This window comes from Psychrobacter raelei, from assembly GCF_022631235.3.
Taxonomy (GTDB): Bacteria; Pseudomonadota; Gammaproteobacteria; order Pseudomonadales; family Moraxellaceae; genus Psychrobacter; species Psychrobacter raelei.
Genome location: NZ_CP093310.2, coordinates 1031070 through 1049988 on the forward strand (window position 1 = coordinate 1031070; position 18919 = coordinate 1049988).

Sequence of the window (18919 nt, forward strand, 5' to 3'; positions counted from 1 at the left end):
TTCAAGTTGCATCGGACAAGGGTATAATATGCAGAATTTATGCCCCAACAGGTATAATTGATAGTTATTAATGCCGACAACTTTCCCATAGACTTTATCAAGTAAGCCTTGATTGCTGGTGCGATCAAGGTTATTACAGTTGTCGTATGTCTCGATCAAACGGACTTGTACTAATTCATTGAAGCCCCGATCTCTCGGGGTTTTACATTTTCACATCCGATTGGCTCAGAAATCTCATGCTTCCAAAGTCAACTACATCAAGTAGCGCCCAGTTTACGGGTTCGAAAAAAGCTAATATACTTTTTGGTCTATTCCTGTTTGTCATGACCGCATATTTTATGTGGTGGGGCTTGGATTATACCAATCACCAGCAGACGCCATTATTTATCGTGGCTACCGTGTTTGGCATATTTATGGCCTTCAACATTGGGGGGAACGATGTTGCGAACTCCTTTGGTACATCGGTAGGCGCGGGTACTTTATCCATTCCGCAAGCCTTGGCCATTGCCGCCATTTTTGAGGTATCTGGGGCGGTGCTTGCTGGTGCTGAGGTAACCGATACCATTCGTAAAGGTATTGTTGATTTAGATGCCTTATCAGTGACGCCCAACCAGTTCATCTATGTGATGCTATCGGCGTTGATTGCCGCGGCGTTCTGGCTATTGTTCGCTACCAAAAAAGGCTTACCGGTTTCTACCACGCACTCCATTATTGGTGGGGTAGTGGGCAGCTCGATTGTTATGGGTATTCAAGTGGGCGGGCCTTCATTGGCATTTTCTACCGTGCACTGGGATCAAATAGGACAAATTGCTTTATCTTGGGTATTGTCACCTTTATTAGGTGGTATACTGGCGTATGTGCTATACAGCCAAATTAAAGTCAATATTTTGTCTTATAATGACCGTGTTGAAGCCCGAGTTAAAGAGCTTAAAGCGGCCAAAAAAGCACTAAAAAAACGCCATAAAGAATGGATCAATGAGTTGGCTGAGTCGCTACAGGTGTCCTATACGTCCAAGATGGTACGTGACCAAGAGATTTATAAAGACGAGGATACCGAACGAGATGATCTAGAGACAGACTACTATCAAGAGCTTTATGACATCGAGCGTGAAAGAGACAGCATTGATACTCTAAAAGCATTGCGTCAATGGGTGCCTTTGGTGGCCGCATTAGGCGGTGTGGTTATGACTTCTATGGTGGTGTTTAAAGGCCTACAAAACGTTGATATGAGTCTAACCACATTAAATGGCTTCTTAATCATGATTATGATTGGGGCGCTTATTTGGCTGACGACCTTTATTTATACTAAGAGTATTAAAGGCAAGCAGAAAGAAGACTTGGGCCGTGCTACCTTTATTTTATTTAGCTGGATGCAGGTATTTACTGCAGCAGGCTTTGCATTTAGCCATGGTGCCAATGATATCGCCAACGCTGTGGGTCCTTTTGCAGCCATCATGGACGTTATTCGTACCAATAGTATCGCCAGCGAAGCGGCTGTACCTAGCGCGGTTATGGTCACCTTTGGTGTCGCCTTAATTGTGGGCTTATGGTTTATTGGTAAAGAGGTTATCCAAACTGTGGGTACCAATTTGGCCGAGATGCATCCTGCGTCAGGCTTCTCAGCTGAGTTATCAGCAGCAGCGGTAGTCATGGGCGCCTCTATGCTGGGTCTACCTGTTTCTAGTACGCATGTGCTTGTGGGTGCGGTATTGGGTATTGGTATGGTGAATAAAAACACCAACTGGGGTTTGATGAAGCCAATCGGTTTGGCTTGGGTAGTTACTTTACCTGCTGCCGCTACCATGTCTATGGTCAGCTACTTAATTTTAAGCAACGTATTTTAAGCGTATAGAGCCCCTAAGCGTCGCTAAATAGACTTAAAAAGCCCTCAATTAGTGTGAGGGCTTTTTTGTGTTTGGCTTAATAGCTTATTAAAAGATAAGGGGCTTAAACGTTTTTACCGTGCTGTTTTTGCTGAATGCTTTTAGCGATTTTATAGCACTCATTGATGTGGTCGTTCGCGATTTTTTTGAAAATCATATAGCCCATGGTAGCGGCCACAAGCTGGCCACCTAGTGGAATGAATTTGGTCACTTGCTTGGCAACAATACGGCCACCATAACCTTGAACTGTCTTTTTCACCACACCACGAGTTGCCATTAGGCCGGCAAAATCAACGGCACGGTTTTTCATCTCATTCCAATGCACTTCTTTGGCATCTAAGTCGATGGCAGATTCACGCTCAGAGATAAGGCCAAAACGCTCACTGATTTCAGGCAATAATTGGGTCAAAATACCTGCATCAATGGCCACGTCCATAAAAGGAACCGGAATAATGGCGGCGCCCGCTGAGTATTTGGCACGTTTTTTTACCAGTTGCTCACACTCTTTTTTTACTTGCTCTAAGTTTAGATCTGGATCAATGGTTTCAGGGAGTTTTTCTGCTGCAGGAACAGTTATCATAAAGTATCCTTAAATGAAGGGTGAGAAGTTATAAGGTTGCCCATTAAATGGCGTTATGTGCTAATTTTAAAGAATTGCACTTTTGACACAAGTGGCAGTTTGTATCTTTACGCCTGCTGTCGCTAAATTTTGTAAATATATGATTATTTTATTTTAATACCGTTTTTGAGTATTTGACCCCATATTAATATAAACCCAACTAGAGTTGAATAAAGACCACCATGCTAAAGTTAACCCCCAGATTTACCGGCACCTTGCCTGATGATTTACCTGCCTGTTTTACCCAGATGTATCAACAAGCCCCGACCCTGACGCGCCTATTTTTGGCACGTGGCATTCAAAGTGACCAAGACTTAGACTATGGGTTATCTGCGCTACTGCCCGCGCAAGGTCTGAGCGATGTCGATGAAGCGGTGACGCTGATGGATGAGGCCATTGAGGCCCAGCGGCGTATTTTGATTGTTGGTGATTTTGATTGTGACGGAGCGACCAGTACGGCGCTGATGATGCGCATCCTGTCACAGATGGGTGCCGTAGTAGATTTTGTGGTGCCGGATCGTTTTAAATATGGCTATGGCCTGACGCCTGAGATAGTACAGCTGGGTATAGAGCAGTACCAGCCAGATATGATTATTACTGTAGATAATGGCATTTCAAGCCATGAGGGGGTTGATAAGGCCATTGCCAATGGCATTAAGGTAATTATCACCGATCATCACCTCACCACTAAGAGCAAGCCTAATGCCCATGCTGTGGTGAATCCCAATCAGCTGGGCTGCTCATTTGAGAGTAAGGCCTTGGTGGGCGTAGGCGTGGCCTTTTATCTGCTCGGGCGTCTGGCCAAGTACCGCCGAGAAGCGGGGCGATCAACGGCCCAAGTGAGCCGTTATTTAGACTTAGTGGCCTTGGGCACCATCGCCGATGTGGGCGTGCTTGATCACAACAACCGCATCTTGGTCAATCACGGCTTGGCTGCGATAAGAGCAGGGCGCTGCTCGCTGGGTATATTGGCGCTGCTTGAGCTGGCGGGGCGTGATTACCAAAAGATGAGCGTACAAGACTTTGGCTTCGTCATTGGCCCCCGTATCAATGCGGCAGGGCGCATGGACAATATGCGTATTGGTATTGAATGCTTGATGGCCGATGACATGAGTGACGCCAAGCGTTTGGCCTTTGAGCTTGATAAGCTGAACAAGGAGCGCCGCTATGTTGAGGGCGAGATGCGTGAGCAGGCCGATGAGATTTTAGGTCAGCTGCAGCCAAACTCAGACCGCAGTCAGGCACAGACGACTGATGAGCAAAGTGATGATAGTGATGATAGTTTAAAGCAACAAGCAGAGTCTTTTACTGATAAGGCACAGCCGCGCAGTTTGATTTTGTATCAAGACAACTGGCATCAAGGGGTTATTGGTATTGTGGCCGGCCGTCTTAAAGAAAGCCATTATCGACCTGCCATTGTATTTGCTCCGGCAGATGATACTCAGCTTGACGGGCAAGATGCGATTAAAGGCTCAGCACGCTCTATCCCAGGCATTCATATTCGTGATGCCATAGAGCGCATCGCAGAGAGCCATCCTGAGCTGATTACCCATTTTGGTGGGCATGCCATGGCAGCGGGGCTTACACTTAAAAGAAAGGATTTTAAGGCGTTTGCTGAGGCATTTGAGCTACAAATGCAAAGTGTGGAGGCTTCGGTATTTGAGGAGCAGCAGTTCACCGATGGTCAACTGCTGGCAGAAGACTTTAGCTTACAGTTCGTTGAGGCATTGACACAAAACCATATCTGGGGTCATGGTTTTGTGCCACCGCAGTTCGATGGTGTGTTTGACGTGGTGCAGGCGCGAATTTTAAAAGACAAGCATTTAAAGCTATCGCTAAAATACCCTGGGGTGATGTATCCTATTGATGCCATCTGGTTTAACTATGATCCCAAAAAATGGGATTACCGTGCCCAACAAGTACATGTATTGTTTGAGCTTAGTATTAATGAGTGGCAGGGTAATCAAAATATTCAGCTGATGGTAAAGGACGTAGCGGTCACCCAAATTAGCCCCTAAGCCGCTATGAATTAAATGACTATTTGACCAAGCGGATAGAAGGCAAATGCCAGTCAAAGCGCAGTGCCAACACGCGAATAAAGAAAATAACGCCGAGGGTGATCAAATCGTTCATACCGGTTTGCACCCCAAGCGCATCTAATAAAAAGTAAAAGCAGGAGCCAATCACGCTGGCGGTAATATAAATCTCTTTTTGTAATACCAGTGGAATTTCATTACAAATAATATCGCGAACTAAGCCGCCAACAATGGCCGTACAGACTGCCATTAAAATGGCAATGACCGGTGCCACGCCTTGTGATAACGCTACCTTAAGTCCAATGACGCTAAAAGCGGCCAGACCCACAGCATCAAAAAGCTTCAAGGCAGTATCAATCTTGTGATACAAATGAAAAAATATTTGTAGTGCCAATGAGGTAATGGTAATCACAATCACATAGTTCAAATCTGTCATCCAAAATAAAGGATGGCGATTGAGCACCACATCACGGATAGTTCCGCCGCCAATGGCATTAGCCATAGACACCAAAATACAGCCAGCGATATCGAACCCTTTGTGCTGGGCAAGTAAGGTGCCCGCGATGGCACACGCAATTACTCCGATCATATCGAAGATATAAATTAAGATATCGGGACTAACAATATAATTTGGCATGGCATCATCACATAAAATCAAGCAAAGACAGTTGAGAGGGGGTATAAGTCGCTTATTATTCGGGGCGTATTATATAGTTAAAGTCTAACTAAAGGCAGTGTAAGCAAAATTAAAAACCATTATTGTCATAAATAGCAGCGCCTAACTTTTTTATGCTGCAAATTAAAAGGCCTCTGAGTAAGAGACCTTTATCATTAATTGCCATGTGTTGTGAGCGTATTGCTAAAATGGCGTTATTTTAACACTCGAAGACCGGCTTTATTTTCACGTTTGGGCTTGTCACTTGTGGCAGGTTTGGACTTAGTAGGCTGAGGTTCTTGCTCCAAAGGGGTGTAATTATCATATTCACTGGGGTCAAAAGGCATGCCCACGGTCTGATCTTCTTTGGCAAAAATGGCCATAACTGCCTGCATAGGAATCCAAAGCTCACGTGACACACCACCAAAGCGGGCATTAAAGCTGATGTAAGTGTTGTCCATATTCATATTACCCGTAGCGCGACTGGCAATATTCAGCACAATCTGACCATTTTGTACATGCTCAGTAGGAATGACTAAATTGTCTTGGGTGGCATCTACTAAGATGTAAGGGGTTAATGCATTGTCCTCCATCCATTCATAAAAGGCACGAATCAGATAGGGGCGAGTGGGCGTTAAAGTCGGCTCTTGTGACATAGTCATCTCTTTTTGTTTATTTGATTTACTGGGGTTATGAATAGGCTGACAGTATAGCCAGCCACAAGCTACTCGATAGACCTCAAAAAGCTTTCACGCTCAAAAATACGCTTTTGATACTCAAGCAGCGGCCGGATTAAATGCGCTGGCAACTCAATTTGCATCTCTTCTAAGCGGTATAGCATAGCGCCAAGCAGCACATCACACCAGCCAAAATCATCGGACATAAAATAGCTACTATTGCCAAATACTGGCGCTAATGTGACCAGTGCATCAGACAGTTTGCGACGGGCAATTTTGGCCTGATCAGGATTGAGGCTGTCTTTATGGGTTAATAAAATACGCCCAAGCTTTAGCCAATCATTTTGAATGCGCCACGCCAATTGACGTTGTAAGGCTTTTGACTTAGGCGTATCAGGCAGCAGCTTGTGTCCGTGGTATCTGTCTTCAAGATACTCAAAAATAACGTTCAGCTCATAGAGGCTAAAGTCGCGATGTACCAATACGGGTAGGATATTGTAAGGATTGAGTTGACGCAAATCCTCGGGACGTTCGCTGTCTAATAAAGACAAATAATACTTTAGCTGTTTTTCAGCCAACAAAAACCTGACAACGTGGCTATCGTAGCCATCATCGGCATACAGGACAAGCTGGCTATCAGGGATATCTCTAGGATCAATCATGGACTACAAAAGGCAATAAATAGACTAGTGAACCGCCCCGACTATATCGGAGAGTTGATTGCTTGAGTCAGGCAGCTTTGTCTGACTCATTAAGGCTATCATAGTATCGTCTCTCAAACTCAAAAGGCGACACATAACCAATCGTACTATGAATGCGAGTTTTGTTAAACCAATCGACCCATTCAAGGGTTGCTAATTCAACATCATACGCATCCCGCCACTGCTGTTTTAAATATTCAATCACCTCTGTTTTATAAAGCCCGTTAACCGTTTCAGCTAACGCATTATCGTATGAATCACCGGTTGTACCAACAGATGCAATAACGCCAGAATCAGCCATCTTATCCGTATAGCGAATGGATAAGTACTGAACGCCGCGATCACTATGATGAATGACATCTTTAGGATGGTTTCTGTCTGCAATGGCTTGATTTAACGCTGCCATCACCATATCCGTGTTCATTCGATCTGATACTTTCCAACCAACGATAGCGCGAGCAAACACATCAATGATAAAGGCAGTATAGACCCAACCACTCAATGTTTTAACGTAAGTAAAGTCAGCAACCCATAGCTGGTTAGGGCGATGGGCATTAAAGTTACGATTAACTAAATCATCAGCACGCTTTTGATCATCACGAGACTTAGTGGTTACCTTACCCTTACCTCGCCAAATACCCTGCATACCATGCTGACGCATTAACCGCTCTACAGTGCAACGTGCAGGATGTATACCCTCTGCCTTCAACTGTTTCCAGACTTTACGAGCGCCGTATCGGCATTTGCTGTCCTTCCAAATACGTTTAATCTCATTAAGATAGAAGTCGTCATGCTGACTACGCTGTGAACGCTTTTCAGGACTTTCTTCTAGCTCTTTAACACGATAGTATGTGGATGGAGCAATCGGTAGTACTCTACAGATTGGCTCGACTCCATATTGTTGTTTGTGGTCGTCAATAAAATCAACCATTACTTGGGTTTGCGGTCGAGCTCCGCCTGGGCGAAAAAAGCGGCTGCTTTCTTTATAATCTCATTGGCTTGCTTTAACTCTCTGTTCTCACGTTCAAGCTCTTTGATACGCTCCGCTTGGCTTTGAGCTTGAATGTTTGCAGGAATGGTTTTATCTACGTGCTTTTTATGCCATGATCGTAGGGTCTCAGGTGTGCAACCTATCTTTGGTGCTATAGCTTTGATGGCTGACCAGGTGGATGGGTAGTCGTCTTTAGCTTCAATTAGCATACGGACGGCTCGCTCTTTCATTTCAGGGGTATAGTTTCGTGTTTTCATTGTCGTATTCTCTCAGAAAATTGAGTCTCCGACAATCCCGGGGCGGTTCACTAGCATCGTAACCAAACTGCTCAAGTTAATCAATAGTAGAATCTTTAATACCAGCCTGCAAGCATTCAACACCATCCCTTGTATTTATAAAGTATAGCCATAAAAAAAGACGATAGAGTAATCTATCGTCTTTTTTGGTTTACTGAGCTATTTAGGCTTAGGCAGACTATTTTACGTCTTTCCAGAACTCTTTATTTAGTAAGTAAACTGGGATTAATAAAATTAGCAAGAAGATAATCACGAAGAAGCCATAGCGTTGACGGTCTTCACGAACAGGCTCTGCCATCCAAGCCATAAAGTTGACGAGGTCACCCACACGGCTGCGGTATTCTTCTTCGCCCAACTGGTTTTGTAAGTTCATCAAAACGTGAGGCATAGCAGCATTGTGCAGCACTAGGTTGTTCGCGCCCCAAGGACGGCTAGGATCTTCATAGAAGCTAAGTAGGTATGTGTATACCCAGTCATCACCACGTAGACGTGTCTCTAAAGATAAATCAGGTGGTGGCGCGCCAAACCAAGAGGCTTGGATTTCAGGGTCAATACCGTTGTCAATTTGATCACCGATTTGATCTGAAGTAACCAATAAGTACTTCTCAACCAATTCAGGTGGAATCTCTAAGTCTTGAGCAATACGTGAATGACGCACGTATTTAGCCGTATGACAGCCTGCACAGTAGTTCATGAACATGGTAGCACCACGCTGCAAAGAACCTTTATTAGCAAAGTCGATAGGAGCTGTGCTACACGCTAAATGCTCTTCCACACCATCTGCGTTGGTAAAGGTGCCGCAGCCTTCACCACCTGCTGCTTGCGCAGAGGTAGTGGCGGCTAGTGTTAAAGCAACACCAAATCCGAAGCCGGTCAATGATTTAGTTAAAGCACTCATTAGTGACCTCCAGTAACGCGTTCAGGTGGCTGCTTACATGTCTCAATTGACGTATAAATAGGCATCAATAAGAAATATAAGAAGTACAAGATAGTAAAGATACGACCTAGGATAGTGTTCACTGGAGTAGCAGGTGCCACACCTAAGTAACCTAGTACTAAGAAGCTAACTACGAAGATACCTAGCGCAATCTTAGATAAAATACCTTTGTAACGAATAGACTTCACAGGTGAACGGTCTAACCATGGCAATAAGAACAACATGGCAATCGCACCACCCATCGCAATAACACCACCTAACTTATCAGGAACTGCACGTAAAATTGCATAAAATGGCGTGTAGTACCAAACTGGGGCAATGTGTGGCGGAGTCTTCAATGAGTTAGCCACTTCGAAGTTTGGTTTTTCTAAGAAGAAACCACCACCTTCTGGGAAGAAGAAGATAACAGCAAAGAAGATGATAAAGAATACCACGATACCCACTAAGTCATGCACAGTGTAGTAAGGGTGGAATGGAACACCGTCTAAAGGTACGCCGTTTTTATCTTTTAGCTTCTTAATATCAACACCATCAGGGTTGTTTGAACCCACATGGTGTAGCGCCACTAAGTGAATGAATACTAAGCCTACTAATACCAATGGAATGGCCACAACGTGTAGGGCGAAGAAACGGTTAAGAGTAATACCAGAGATTAGGTAGTCACCACGAACCCATTCAGCAAGGCCGTCACCAATGACAGGAATAGCTGCAGGTAAGTTAAGAATAACCTGAGCACCCCAAAATGACATGTTACCCCAAGGAAGTAGGTAACCGAAGAAGCCTTCTGCCATTAGACATAGGTAGATACCCATACCAATTAGCCAGATAAGCTCACGAGGCTTCTTATATGAGCCATAGAGCATACCGCGGAACATATGCAGGTAGACCACTACGAAGAAGGCAGAAGCACCGGTAGAGTGCATGTAGCGAATCAACCAGCCGCCTTTAACATCACGCATGATGTATTCAACAGAAGCAAACGCGCCTTCAGCACTTGGGTTAAACATCATGGTCAGCCAAATACCAGTCACTAACTGGTTGACCAACACAATCATTGATAAAACACCGAAGAAATACCAAAAGTTGAAGTTCTTTGGTGCGTAGTACTTCGACATATGGTATTCATACGTCTCAGTCGCGGGGAAGCGGGCATCAACCCAGCTCATCATCTTTTTACCAAAACTCATGATCATGCCTCCCCAATAGTTAAGATAGGACCATCAACACTGTAGTCAGGTATTGGTAGGTTTAGTGGGGCAGGTACACCGCTGTACACGCGTCCAGCTAGGTCGTATTTTGAACCATGGCATGGGCAGAAGAAACCACCGAACCAATCACCACCACCTAAGTCAGCTGCACCTACTTCTGGGCGATAGTTTGGTGCACAGCCCAAATGGGTACAAACACCTTCTACTACCAAGACAGTAGGCTCACGTGAGCGGGTTTCGTTTTTGGCGTATTCAGGTTGCACTGAAGCCTCAGATTGTGGGTCACTTAATAAAGGCGTTACTTTAGTTAAGTTATCCAACATCTCAGGAGTACGCTTGACGACGAAGATTGGTTTACCACGATATTTCACCACAATCATTTGACCATCTTCAATGGCACTAATGTCTTGGGTAACGGCAGCACCTGCAGCTTCAGCCTTCGCACTTGGATACCAAGAGCGAACAAATGGCGTGGCCACCGATGCAACTCCTACTGCGCCAATAGCGGCAGTTGAAGCGATCAGAACTCTACGGCGTTTTATGTTGACGCCTTCGGCATGGCTCATTAAAAACTTCCTCCAGATAAAAGTCATGAAATGACGGCACCTAGTATATAAGTAACTCGTACAGTTTCATACTGGTATGTAAAACCCAATGCAATAAGAAGACAATAACTTTTACTTCCGCTGTGTTATTTGTCATTAATAATATATGTTGGGTTACATTGGCTTTGCCTAATATTACTAATTGTGTCTATTCTAAGCTATTTTAGTAATAAAATAAATTCGCATCTGTAAAAATAAAAAAACCCTTGAGTCAACAAGGGTTTTTTTGATATTAAATAAGCAAGTACAACTCTGCCTATAAAATAAATTAACGTTTAGAGAATTGAGGACGTTTACGCGCTTTGCGTAGACCCAATTTCTTACGTTCAACTTGACGTGAGTCACGAGTAACAAAACCAGCTTCTTTAAGAGCAGGTTTTAAAGTTTCGTCAGACTCGATTAGCGCGCGAGTGATACCATGACGGATAGCACCGGCTTGACCATTGATACCACCACCTTTAACAGTAGCATAGATATCATAAGTTTCAGCTGAATCAAGTAATTCTAGTGGCTGACGAACAACCATACGTGAAGTTTCACGACCAAAATACTCATCAAGTGGTTTGCCGTTTACAACGATGTTACCAGTACCTTTTGATAAAAAGACGCGGGCAGTTGACGTTTTACGACGACCAGTTCCGTAATTGCGTTCCATAACTTACTCCTGATTATGCGATTAGATGTCTAGTTCTTTAGGCTGCTGGGCGGCATGTGGATGCTCTGTACCAGCATATAGCTTCAACTTCTTAATAGTAGCATAACCAAGAGGGCCTTTAGGTAACATGCCTTTTACGGCTTTCAAAAGAACTTCTTCTGGTTTATGAGCGATTAACTTAGTGAAGTTAGTCTCTTTAATGCCGCCAGGATAGCCACTGTGACGATAGTATTTTTTGTCTTGGGCTTTCTTACCAGTTACAGCAATCTTGTCAGCATTGATAACAACGATATAATCGCCAGTATCGACATGCGGAGTGAAAGAAGGCTTATGCTTACCGCGTAGGCGAGCAGCAATTTGAGTGGCAAGACGACCTAAAGTTTTACCTTCAGCATCGACGATATACCAGTCGTGAGTAACCTCAGCGGGCTTTGCACTTTGTGTTTTCATGATTAAACCTTAAGTTATCGAGTGAAGCAGTTGTCTGTGAAACAGCTAAACTGCTTCACTGTCGTTGAGAGTGTTGGGGGAAACGGGGCTCTCAAAAAACAGACGCACATTGTAGTCATTGGCTACAAAAAAAGCAACATAAGAATGTAATTAGCACAGATTATTTATTTTAACTAACCTGCGCATTTAGGCTTCTATTTGTACTTGAATTAAACTGGCAAAAATCTGCCCCATTTTTGTCTCTTTTAAAAGGGTGTAATTATACGCTAACCCTTGCAAGGTTTGGGAAATCTCTCGCCTATCTTCTAAATAAAATAAAGTATGTTTATTGACCAATTTATTTTCTATAAGGGCGGTTAATAAAGGTACCCATAGCTCTAAGTCGTAAGGCGGATCGACAAACACCAAATGATAGCCAAAAGCGTTGTCGCTACTTTGCAAGTTTGTCTGCTCCGCTACGCTTGCTGCACGGTGCTTGAGCGCTAAGGTAGGTATTAGGCTTAGGGCATCACCCACATGTACGGCTAGGCTTGATGCCGGCAGCTTTAAGCGCTCGGCAGTTTGCCCAAGTAAAGCGGCCTGCTTGGGTTGTAGCTCAATAAAAGTGACATAATGAGCGCCTCGTGATAAGGCCTCAAAGCCCAATGCGCCGCTGCCGGCACACAGATCTAACACGGTGGCATCATGGAGCTCAAATTGCACCCAGTTAAATAAAGTCTCGCGCAATCTATCTGGGCTAGGCCGTAGACCATCGGCATCAATAAAGGGCACCAATTGGCGTTTAAATTGACCGCCAATAATGCGCACCTGACCGGTAACACCGCTTTTGCTAGATTTTGCAGCAGTGTGTTTAACAGGCTGTTTGCTCATTTTCGAGCGGGCTGTCTTAACAGGGCGTTGGCGCTTGGCACTCATAAGCAAGACTCTCACATCTTTATAGTAGATTGACGGTATACAGGCAAATTTTACTCAATAGATCCGTTAATTGCTTTGGGCCGGTTTTGGCTTGTCGGCAGATTTTTCAACAGGCTTGTCGCTAGGCTGAGTAGTGCCGCTCTGCTTTTGCTGCTCTTTTAGGGCTTCTTGTAGCGCAGCTTGGGCATCACGTTCGGCATCTAGGCGTGCTTTTTCTTCAGCCTTTTGCGCTTTTATAATAGCCAGCTCGTCGGGTGTAGGTGGTACGATTGGGTCGCTTTTACGGCGCAGTATCCAATAATCAAACAAGGCGCGGCCAATCGGTGCGGCTGTTGAGCCACCACCGCCACCGTTTTCGACCAAGACGGCCACAGCAATCTCAGGGTCTTCTACCGGTGCAAAGCCGGTGAACCACGCGTGGTCCCAGTGGCGCTTATCTAAAGCGGCCTTGTTATAGCTTTTGCCCTGAGCAATGGACTTGACCTGAGCGGTACCGGTTTTACCAGCGATGCGATACCGCGGAGTATAAATACCGTGACCGGTTCCTCTTTTAACGGTCTCCTCCATCGCATCGCGCATTTTTAGCCAGTCCGCTTGGGTGCCATTAAATTCAATTTGACCTGTCGGCCGATCAATAGGATGTACCTCTGCAGCACCTTCAGATCGCTTAAGCATATGCGGGGTAAGCTTCTTACCTAAGTTTGCGGTCATGGCTGTGGCATTAGCAACCTGAAGCGGCGTCGCCAAAAAGTAACCTTGGCCAATACTGACCGAAATGGTCTCACCCGGTAGCCAGTCTTTATCATAGGTGTCTTTTTTCCACTTAGGGGAGGGCATAACGCCAGATTTCTCACCTGGCAAATCAATACCGGTAGGGCTGCCAAAGCCAAAGCGGATCATCCAATCATGCAGTCGTTGAATGCCCAATTGATACGACAATTTATAATAGTAAGTATCCACAGACATGACGATAGATTTGGTGAGGTTAACCGTACCATGACCGCCTTTTTTCCAGTCACGAAAGCGGTGACTGTCGCCCGGTAGGGTAAAGTAGCCGGGGTCATAAATGGTATCATTCCAGCCCATTACCCCATAATGAATAGCGCCCAAACCCTCAAAAGGCTTGATGGTAGAGGCCGGAGGGTACATGCCCTGAAGCGCTCGGTTATAAAGAGGCTGATCGGGGTCATCGCGCAGCGCCCCATAATCTTTAAAAGAGATGCCCGAAATAAAAGGGTTAGGGTCAAAGCTTGGGTTACTAACGAAGGCTAAGACATCGCCATTTTTAGGGTCAATGGCGACAATAGCACCGCGGCGGCCGTTAAGTTGTTCTTGAGCCACCTTTTGTAGGCCGTAATCTAGGCTTAAATAAATGTCATTACCTGGAACAGGCGGCGTGCTATCAAGTTTGCGCAGCACATCGCCATGGACGTTGGTCTCGACCGCTTGATGCCCAGGCTTACCGAGCAATAAATCCTCATAGTAATTCTCGATACCAATCTTGCCAATTAAATCAGTGCCTGCATAACGCTCTTTGTCTATTTTCTTAGACTCTTTATCATTAATACGACCCACATAGCCGATAACGTGCGCAAATAAATCATCATAAGGATAGCTGCGCGTTAGTTTGCTTTGGATGCTCACGCCTTTAAAAAATGGCTTACGCTCACTAAACTGCGCCATTTGCGCATCAGTGATGTCAATTTTTACCGTGACCGGATCATTTTTATTTTTGTCAATGCGTGCCAAGATATCGGTAATGTCCTCTTCAGTTAAATTGAAGATAGGCGCTAACAGATGCAACGTACGTGCCGGATCCTTAATCTCATCTGGGCTAAGCATGGCTGTAAACACCGGCTTATTATCGGCCAGCAAATAGCCATTACGGTCATAGATATAACCGCGAGAGGGCGGATCTGAGATGAGCTTAACCCGGTTGTTGTCTGCTTGAGTGATGTATTTTTCGTGAGAATACACTTGCAAGTACCAATAGCGGGCCATAAGCACCGAAAGGCCTAAGAAGATAAATAGCGCAGCAAAAAAAATACGGCTGATAAACACCCGATTTTCTTGTCGAATATCTGAGGAGATAGGTTGTTTCATTAAGTGTATATGCTTAGCAGGCAAAAAGATTGGAAGGTGAGGGCTTAGTATGCGGGTAAAAAAACCAATATTTCTAATTATATCATACCAAACTGTGCTGCATGGTAATTGAGCGCAAATATTCAAAGACAGTTTTTAATGCTATTTATCTGAGTGGGAAATTTTTAATCAGCTGTTTTATTGAGCAAAATTAAACAGTGACTTATAAGATTAGGGGTTAACTATTGCACAATTTGATGATATCAAGCTATTATCAGTGCCTGCTATGATTTGCGAGTACGCTTAAGTAAATCAGTGGTGGGTGTGTTAGAATTTGGCACACAAAATGACCGATACACGGAAGTGGGTGTTTAACCTAAGTCTATAAAGAACAATAAAGAATAAGTGATATATCCAACATGTTCTCTTCTATTTGGCAAGTCTTAACCGCACATCCTGAATTTTTAGCGATGCTCACTATCCCGTTTGTGACGGCATTTGTGACTTGGGCGCATGTTTGGATGGCATTAAAAATGCTGTTTTATCCCATTAAGTTTTGGGGGATAAAAATTCCTAACCTACCGTTTGGCTGGCAGGGTATTGGCTGGCAGGGTATTGTGCCGCGTAAGGCAGGTAAAATCTCAGGGGTCATTGTTGATCAGACCTTATCTAAGCTTGGCTCACTTGATGAATTCTTTAAGGCGATGGAGCCTGAAGAGATGGCTGACTTTATTACTAAAACAGTCGACGCCAATCTTGAACATCTTATTGATGAGATTATGAATGAGCGCTCTGCCTCTTTGTGGAGCAATTTGCCGTATGCATTAAAGCGCCGCATCTACGCGCATGCCCATGAGCAGCTTCCCATTATCATGCGTGAGCTTGTGGTAGACTTAACCCACAACGTAGAAGACTTGGTAGATATGCGCCAAATGATTGTGCGCACTATGGAAAATGACCGCCGTTTGATGGTCAATATGTTTTTGAAGGTGGGCCAAAAAGAGATCAACTTTATTTGGCATATTAGTGCGCTTATAGGCTTTGTGTTTGGTATCGTGCAGATGTTTATTTATCTGTTGGTGCCACAGCACTGGACAGTGCCATTTTTTGCTGCCATCTGGGGCTTTTTGACTAACTGGATTGCCATTTGGATGGTGTTTAATCCAGTAGAGCCGGTACCGGTTAAGTATTTAAGACTGTTTAAAAAGGTCAAAGGCTTTCCTTTTGTGGTGCCAGTTATCCCTCGTATGGACACCTATTATTGGCAGGGCGGCTTTATGAAGCGTCAGCCTGAAGTGTCGGAGGTGTTCGCCGGCATCGTGGTGCAAGAGCTGGTAACCCTTGAGAACATCATGAATGAGATGATGTATGGCTATAAAGCGGCTGAGACCCGCAATCTAATGAAGCGCCATTTATATGGGGTGTTAGAGTCACCTGTGGTCAGCACCACTTTGCGTGTCGGCTTGGGGCGACGAGAGTTTGGTCAGCTCAAAAATACCATTATCGATAAGTCTATTGATGCCACTATGGTGCCTATCCGTGATCCGGGGCTTAATGAAAGCCGTGCTAGCAAGATTTATGGCCTGTTTTGTGAGCGTATTAAAGCGTTAACACCCAGAGAGTTCCAAAACTTGCTGCGCCCCGCCTTTAGAGAGGATGAAACCACATTAATTATCTTGGGTGGGGTGACGGGTTTTTTGGCCGGTTGGCTACACTTAATACTGGTCTTTTTCCCCATCAGTGGCGGTTAGATTTATAATTAGACCCATGACCGCTATAAGCCGCATCCTTATGCAGGGCACAAGCTATCTCTGTCTTAAGCGGCGTCTTAGGCAGGTTTTTCGGGTTAAGTGGTTTGTTACCAAGGCTGTTTATATGGCCCGTAACTCTATATAATAGCCGCTATAAATTGTCTTTGATAAAGCCACTCTATTGACTGAGTGGCTTTATTCGTCAAGAGCGCATAACTTACTAAAAAGGTTATCAATAGAGACTACATAATTAGTGATGTCATGTATGTCATGCGTCCTGATAGACCAAGCGCAGTTAAGTTAAGCGTGGCCAATTAGGCAAAGACAAATGCTATTAAAATATGAGTAACACAAATATCAGTGTTCACCATGCCTTGAGTGATGGTCGACAATTTAAAGTTTCATGAGTATTCACACGCTTATTTTGATGGGGCAAAACCTGCCTCATGATGATAAATAAGCAACAGCGTAGTAGTTTTAGGGCGAGCGAATATGGTAATTACTGAGCTAGGGTATTTTGCTTTAGTGGCATCAATGGTATTGGCGTTACTGCAAGTGGTGCTACCAACTTTTGGCATTGTCCGGCAGCAGCCTCATTTGCAGCGTTTGGCTCCAAGCTTAGCTTGGGCACAGTTCGTGGCAGTAGGATTGTCCTTTTTGGCACTGATGGCTGGGTTTTATTATAACGACTTTACTTTAGTGTATGTCGCCCAGCACTCCAACTCTTTGCTGCCTTGGTACTATAAGCTATCTGCCACTTGGGGTGGTCACGAAGGGTCTTTACTATTGTGGGTAACCATTTTGGCTGGCTGGTCATCCATGGTGGCTTGGTTTAGCCGCGGCTTACCACTCAATATGCGTGCTCGCGTTTTAGTCATCTTAGCGGCCGTACAGTTGATGATGTTGGCCATGCTGATTTTTACCTCATCACCTTTTGATCGCACCTTACCCAATGTCCCTGTGGATGGGGCGGATCTAAACCCCTTACTACAAGACCCCGGCTTAATTTTCCATCCACCTATGCTATATATGGGCTATGTGGGAATGGCAGTGCCGTTTGCATTTTGTATGGCGGCGCTTTGGGCCGGTCGTTTGGATGCGGTATGGACGCGTTGGTCTCGCCCGTGGGCGCTAGCGGCATGGGGCTTTTTGACCTTGGGTATCGCTTTGGGCTCTTGGTGGGCTTATTATGAGCTTGGTTGGGGCGGTTGGTGGTTCTGGGATCCGGTTGAGAATGCATCCTTGATGCCTTGGCTGGCATGTACGGCCTTAATTCACTCGTTGGCGGTAACTGAAAAGCGTGGGGTGTTTAAAGCGTGGACCATTATGCTGTCTATCTTCGCCTTTGCGCTAAGCTTACTGGGAACCTTCTTGGTACGCTCAGGGGTGATTACCTCTGTGCATTCTTTTGCTGCTGATCCCACGCGTGGTCTGGCCATTTTAGCCATCTTAGGGGTGGTGATTGGCTCAGGGTTATTTGTGTTCGCTGTGCGCGGATGGCGCTTGACCGTTGAGAGTCATTATGGTCTAAAATCACGTGAGACCTTATTAGTAATCAACAACATAGTAATATTAGTGGCCACCTTAGTGGTTCTACTAGGAACCTTGTATCCCATCATTGCTGACTCCTTTAATTTGGGTCAGGTATCGGTGGGCCCTCCTTACTTTAACGCCTTGTTCGTGCCTTTGGCGTGGCTGATTTTATTGACTATGGGTATGGGCTCAAACTTGCGCTGGAAGCAAGACAAACGCCCACTGCTGGGTGCTGCTACCACCATTTTGGTAAGCAGTGCATTGTTAGCCGGTATTATTACCTACCTCATTACCAAAAGTCTTAATGTCCAAATTATTATCACCGGTTTATTGTGTTTGTGGGTGCTGGGCTGGATGTTGTATGACATCAAAGAAAAAACCCGCAATGCACCAAGCCTTGGCCAAGGTCTAAAGCGTTTAAAAGCTCATTATTGGGGCATGCAAATTGCGCATGTGGGCGTATTGATTGTCGCTTTGGGTATTGGTGTGACCACCGCGCTGAGTGTCGAAAAAGATGTGGCAATGACGGTGGGCGATACTGTGGATGTCAATGATTACCACTTTACTTTAGTTGACTTTGAACAAGTGCGCGGCAAAAACTATGATGCCACTCAAGCGGAGATTAAGGTCGAAAAAAACGGTAAGTTTGTGACCACGTTATACCCACAAAAACGTGATTATGTGGTCAGTAGCATGCCTATGACCGAAGCGGGTATCCAAACCACTATGCTACGAGATGTCTATGTGGCCCTAGGCGAGCCGATTAATGTCAATGAGCCTGAGGGTAATTGGGCAGTGCGTGTGTATGTTAAGCCCATGATTGCATGGCTATGGCTTGGTGCCATAGTGATGGCGTTAGGCGGCATTATCAGTATGCTAGATCGTCGTTATCGCCTAAAAAAATCTTAATTAAGATTGGTTAGGC

General features: G+C 44.9%; 16 protein-coding genes and 1 other annotated feature. Of the genes, 4 read left to right on the forward strand and 12 right to left on the reverse strand.

Annotated elements, in window-relative coordinates:
* Positions 1 to 236 precede the first annotated feature (236 nt).
* Positions 237 to 1844 (forward strand): inorganic phosphate transporter, encoded by a 1608-nt coding sequence (locus tag MN210_RS04470; protein ID WP_011960063.1) that lies wholly within the window; start codon positions 237 to 239, stop codon positions 1842 to 1844.
* Positions 1845 to 1947: 103 nt separating this feature from the next.
* Here MN210_RS04470 and MN210_RS04475 read toward each other — a convergent pair whose 3' ends face one another.
* Positions 1948 to 2463, reverse strand: coding sequence for a DUF697 domain-containing protein (locus MN210_RS04475; protein WP_011960064.1), 516 nt, complete (start codon positions 2461 to 2463; stop codon positions 1948 to 1950).
* A gap of 221 nt (positions 2464 to 2684) precedes the next feature.
* Between MN210_RS04475 and recJ the strand changes: the two genes are divergently transcribed.
* Positions 2685 to 4520, forward strand: a complete 1836-nt coding sequence (gene recJ / locus MN210_RS04480; protein WP_338412631.1) for a single-stranded-DNA-specific exonuclease RecJ — start codon at positions 2685 to 2687, stop codon at positions 4518 to 4520.
* Between the two features lie 19 nt (positions 4521 to 4539).
* Here the strand turns inward: recJ and MN210_RS04485 are convergent, their stop codons facing one another.
* The 11 genes from MN210_RS04485 to mrdA all read right to left on the reverse strand — a co-directional run bounded on the left by MN210_RS04485 (position 4540) and on the right by mrdA (position 14731).
* Entirely contained in the window at positions 4540 to 5175 is a 636-nt protein-coding gene (locus MN210_RS04485; protein ID WP_011960066.1) for a trimeric intracellular cation channel family protein, read from the reverse strand.
* 233 nt (positions 5176 to 5408) lie between these two features.
* The gene (locus MN210_RS04490; RefSeq protein WP_041773291.1) at positions 5409 to 5849 is read right to left on the reverse strand and encodes a ClpXP protease specificity-enhancing factor; all 441 of its coding nucleotides are present in this window, start codon (positions 5847 to 5849) and stop codon (positions 5409 to 5411) included.
* Positions 5850 to 5917: 68 nt separating this feature from the next.
* On the reverse strand, positions 5918 to 6532 hold the full coding sequence (locus MN210_RS04495) for a glutathione S-transferase N-terminal domain-containing protein (protein WP_241879341.1): 615 nt from the start codon (positions 6530 to 6532) through the stop codon (positions 5918 to 5920).
* Positions 6533 to 6599: 67 nt separating this feature from the next.
* A protein-coding gene (locus MN210_RS04500; protein ID WP_406947902.1) for an IS3 family transposase occupies positions 6600 to 7819 on the reverse strand; the annotation gives its coding sequence in 2 pieces (ribosomal slippage) (positions 6600 to 7543 and positions 7543 to 7819; 1221 coding nt in all).
* Positions 7428 to 7544, reverse strand: a sequence feature (AL1L pseudoknot). It overlaps the preceding gene by 117 nt.
* Before the next feature lie 217 nt (positions 7820 to 8036).
* Positions 8037 to 8756 (reverse strand): cytochrome c1, encoded by a 720-nt coding sequence (locus tag MN210_RS04505; protein WP_011960069.1) that lies wholly within the window; start codon positions 8754 to 8756, stop codon positions 8037 to 8039.
* The gene (locus tag MN210_RS04510; RefSeq protein ID WP_190272750.1) at positions 8756 to 9961 is read right to left on the reverse strand and encodes a cytochrome b; all 1206 of its coding nucleotides are present in this window, start codon (positions 9959 to 9961) and stop codon (positions 8756 to 8758) included. The genes MN210_RS04505 and MN210_RS04510 overlap by 1 nt, the downstream gene beginning before the upstream one ends.
* Positions 9962 to 9984: 23 nt before the next feature.
* Positions 9985 to 10569, reverse strand: coding sequence for a ubiquinol-cytochrome c reductase iron-sulfur subunit (gene petA, locus MN210_RS04515; protein ID WP_041773293.1), 585 nt, complete (start codon positions 10567 to 10569; stop codon positions 9985 to 9987).
* A 307-nt stretch (positions 10570 to 10876) separates the two neighbouring features.
* Positions 10877 to 11263, reverse strand: a complete 387-nt coding sequence (gene rpsI / locus MN210_RS04520; RefSeq protein WP_007393902.1) for a 30S ribosomal protein S9 — start codon at positions 11261 to 11263, stop codon at positions 10877 to 10879.
* Positions 11264 to 11284: 21 nt separating this feature from the next.
* Positions 11285 to 11713, reverse strand: a complete 429-nt coding sequence (gene rplM / locus MN210_RS04525; protein ID WP_007393901.1) for a 50S ribosomal protein L13 — start codon at positions 11711 to 11713, stop codon at positions 11285 to 11287.
* A gap of 186 nt (positions 11714 to 11899) precedes the next feature.
* The gene (rsmD, locus tag MN210_RS04530; RefSeq protein ID WP_241879342.1) at positions 11900 to 12628 is read right to left on the reverse strand and encodes a 16S rRNA (guanine(966)-N(2))-methyltransferase RsmD; all 729 of its coding nucleotides are present in this window, start codon (positions 12626 to 12628) and stop codon (positions 11900 to 11902) included.
* 66 nt (positions 12629 to 12694) lie between these two features.
* Entirely contained in the window at positions 12695 to 14731 is a 2037-nt protein-coding gene (gene mrdA / locus MN210_RS04535) for a penicillin-binding protein 2 (RefSeq protein ID WP_338412632.1), read from the reverse strand.
* Positions 14732 to 15129: 398 nt separating this feature from the next.
* Between mrdA and MN210_RS04540 the strand changes: the two genes are divergently transcribed.
* Positions 15130 to 16461 carry a DUF445 domain-containing protein gene (locus MN210_RS04540; RefSeq protein ID WP_011960074.1) on the forward strand — a complete coding sequence of 444 codons (1332 nt, stop codon included), beginning with the start codon at positions 15130 to 15132 and terminating at the stop codon, positions 16459 to 16461.
* 492 nt (positions 16462 to 16953) lie between these two features.
* Positions 16954 to 18903 (forward strand): heme lyase CcmF/NrfE family subunit, encoded by a 1950-nt coding sequence (locus tag MN210_RS04545; protein ID WP_338412633.1) that lies wholly within the window; start codon positions 16954 to 16956, stop codon positions 18901 to 18903.
* Positions 18904 to 18919: the final 16 nt, after the last annotated feature.

What these genes read in the sequence shown, in the direction of transcription:
- MN210_RS04540 (WP_011960074.1), top strand. Translation starts at nt 15,130, where the DNA reads ATGTTCTCTTCTATTTGGCAAGTCTTAACCGCACATCCTGAATTTTTA.
- recJ (WP_338412631.1), top strand. Translation starts at nt 2,685, where the DNA reads ATGCTAAAGTTAACCCCCAGATTTACCGGCACCTTGCCTGATGATTTA.
- mrdA (WP_338412632.1), bottom strand. Translation starts at nt 14,731, where the DNA reads ATGAAACAACCTATCTCCTCAGATATTCGACAAGAAAATCGGGTGTTT.
- MN210_RS04510 (WP_190272750.1), bottom strand. Translation starts at nt 9,961, where the DNA reads ATGAGCTGGGTTGATGCCCGCTTCCCCGCGACTGAGACGTATGAATAC.
- MN210_RS04490 (WP_041773291.1), bottom strand. Translation starts at nt 5,849, where the DNA reads ATGTCACAAGAGCCGACTTTAACGCCCACTCGCCCCTATCTGATTCGT.
- MN210_RS04545 (WP_338412633.1), top strand. Translation starts at nt 16,954, where the DNA reads ATGGTAATTACTGAGCTAGGGTATTTTGCTTTAGTGGCATCAATGGTA.
- rplM (WP_007393901.1), bottom strand. Translation starts at nt 11,713, where the DNA reads ATGAAAACACAAAGTGCAAAGCCCGCTGAGGTTACTCACGACTGGTAT.
- petA (WP_041773293.1), bottom strand. Translation starts at nt 10,569, where the DNA reads ATGAGCCATGCCGAAGGCGTCAACATAAAACGCCGTAGAGTTCTGATC.
- MN210_RS04485 (WP_011960066.1), bottom strand. Translation starts at nt 5,175, where the DNA reads ATGCCAAATTATATTGTTAGTCCCGATATCTTAATTTATATCTTCGAT.
- MN210_RS04505 (WP_011960069.1), bottom strand. Translation starts at nt 8,756, where the DNA reads ATGAGTGCTTTAACTAAATCATTGACCGGCTTCGGATTTGGTGTTGCT.
- MN210_RS04475 (WP_011960064.1), bottom strand. Translation starts at nt 2,463, where the DNA reads ATGATAACTGTTCCTGCAGCAGAAAAACTCCCTGAAACCATTGATCCA.
- MN210_RS04495 (WP_241879341.1), bottom strand. Translation starts at nt 6,532, where the DNA reads ATGATTGATCCTAGAGATATCCCTGATAGCCAGCTTGTCCTGTATGCC.
- MN210_RS04470 (WP_011960063.1), top strand. Translation starts at nt 237, where the DNA reads ATGCTTCCAAAGTCAACTACATCAAGTAGCGCCCAGTTTACGGGTTCG.
- rpsI (WP_007393902.1), bottom strand. Translation starts at nt 11,263, where the DNA reads ATGGAACGCAATTACGGAACTGGTCGTCGTAAAACGTCAACTGCCCGC.
- rsmD (WP_241879342.1), bottom strand. Translation starts at nt 12,628, where the DNA reads ATGAGTGCCAAGCGCCAACGCCCTGTTAAGACAGCCCGCTCGAAAATG.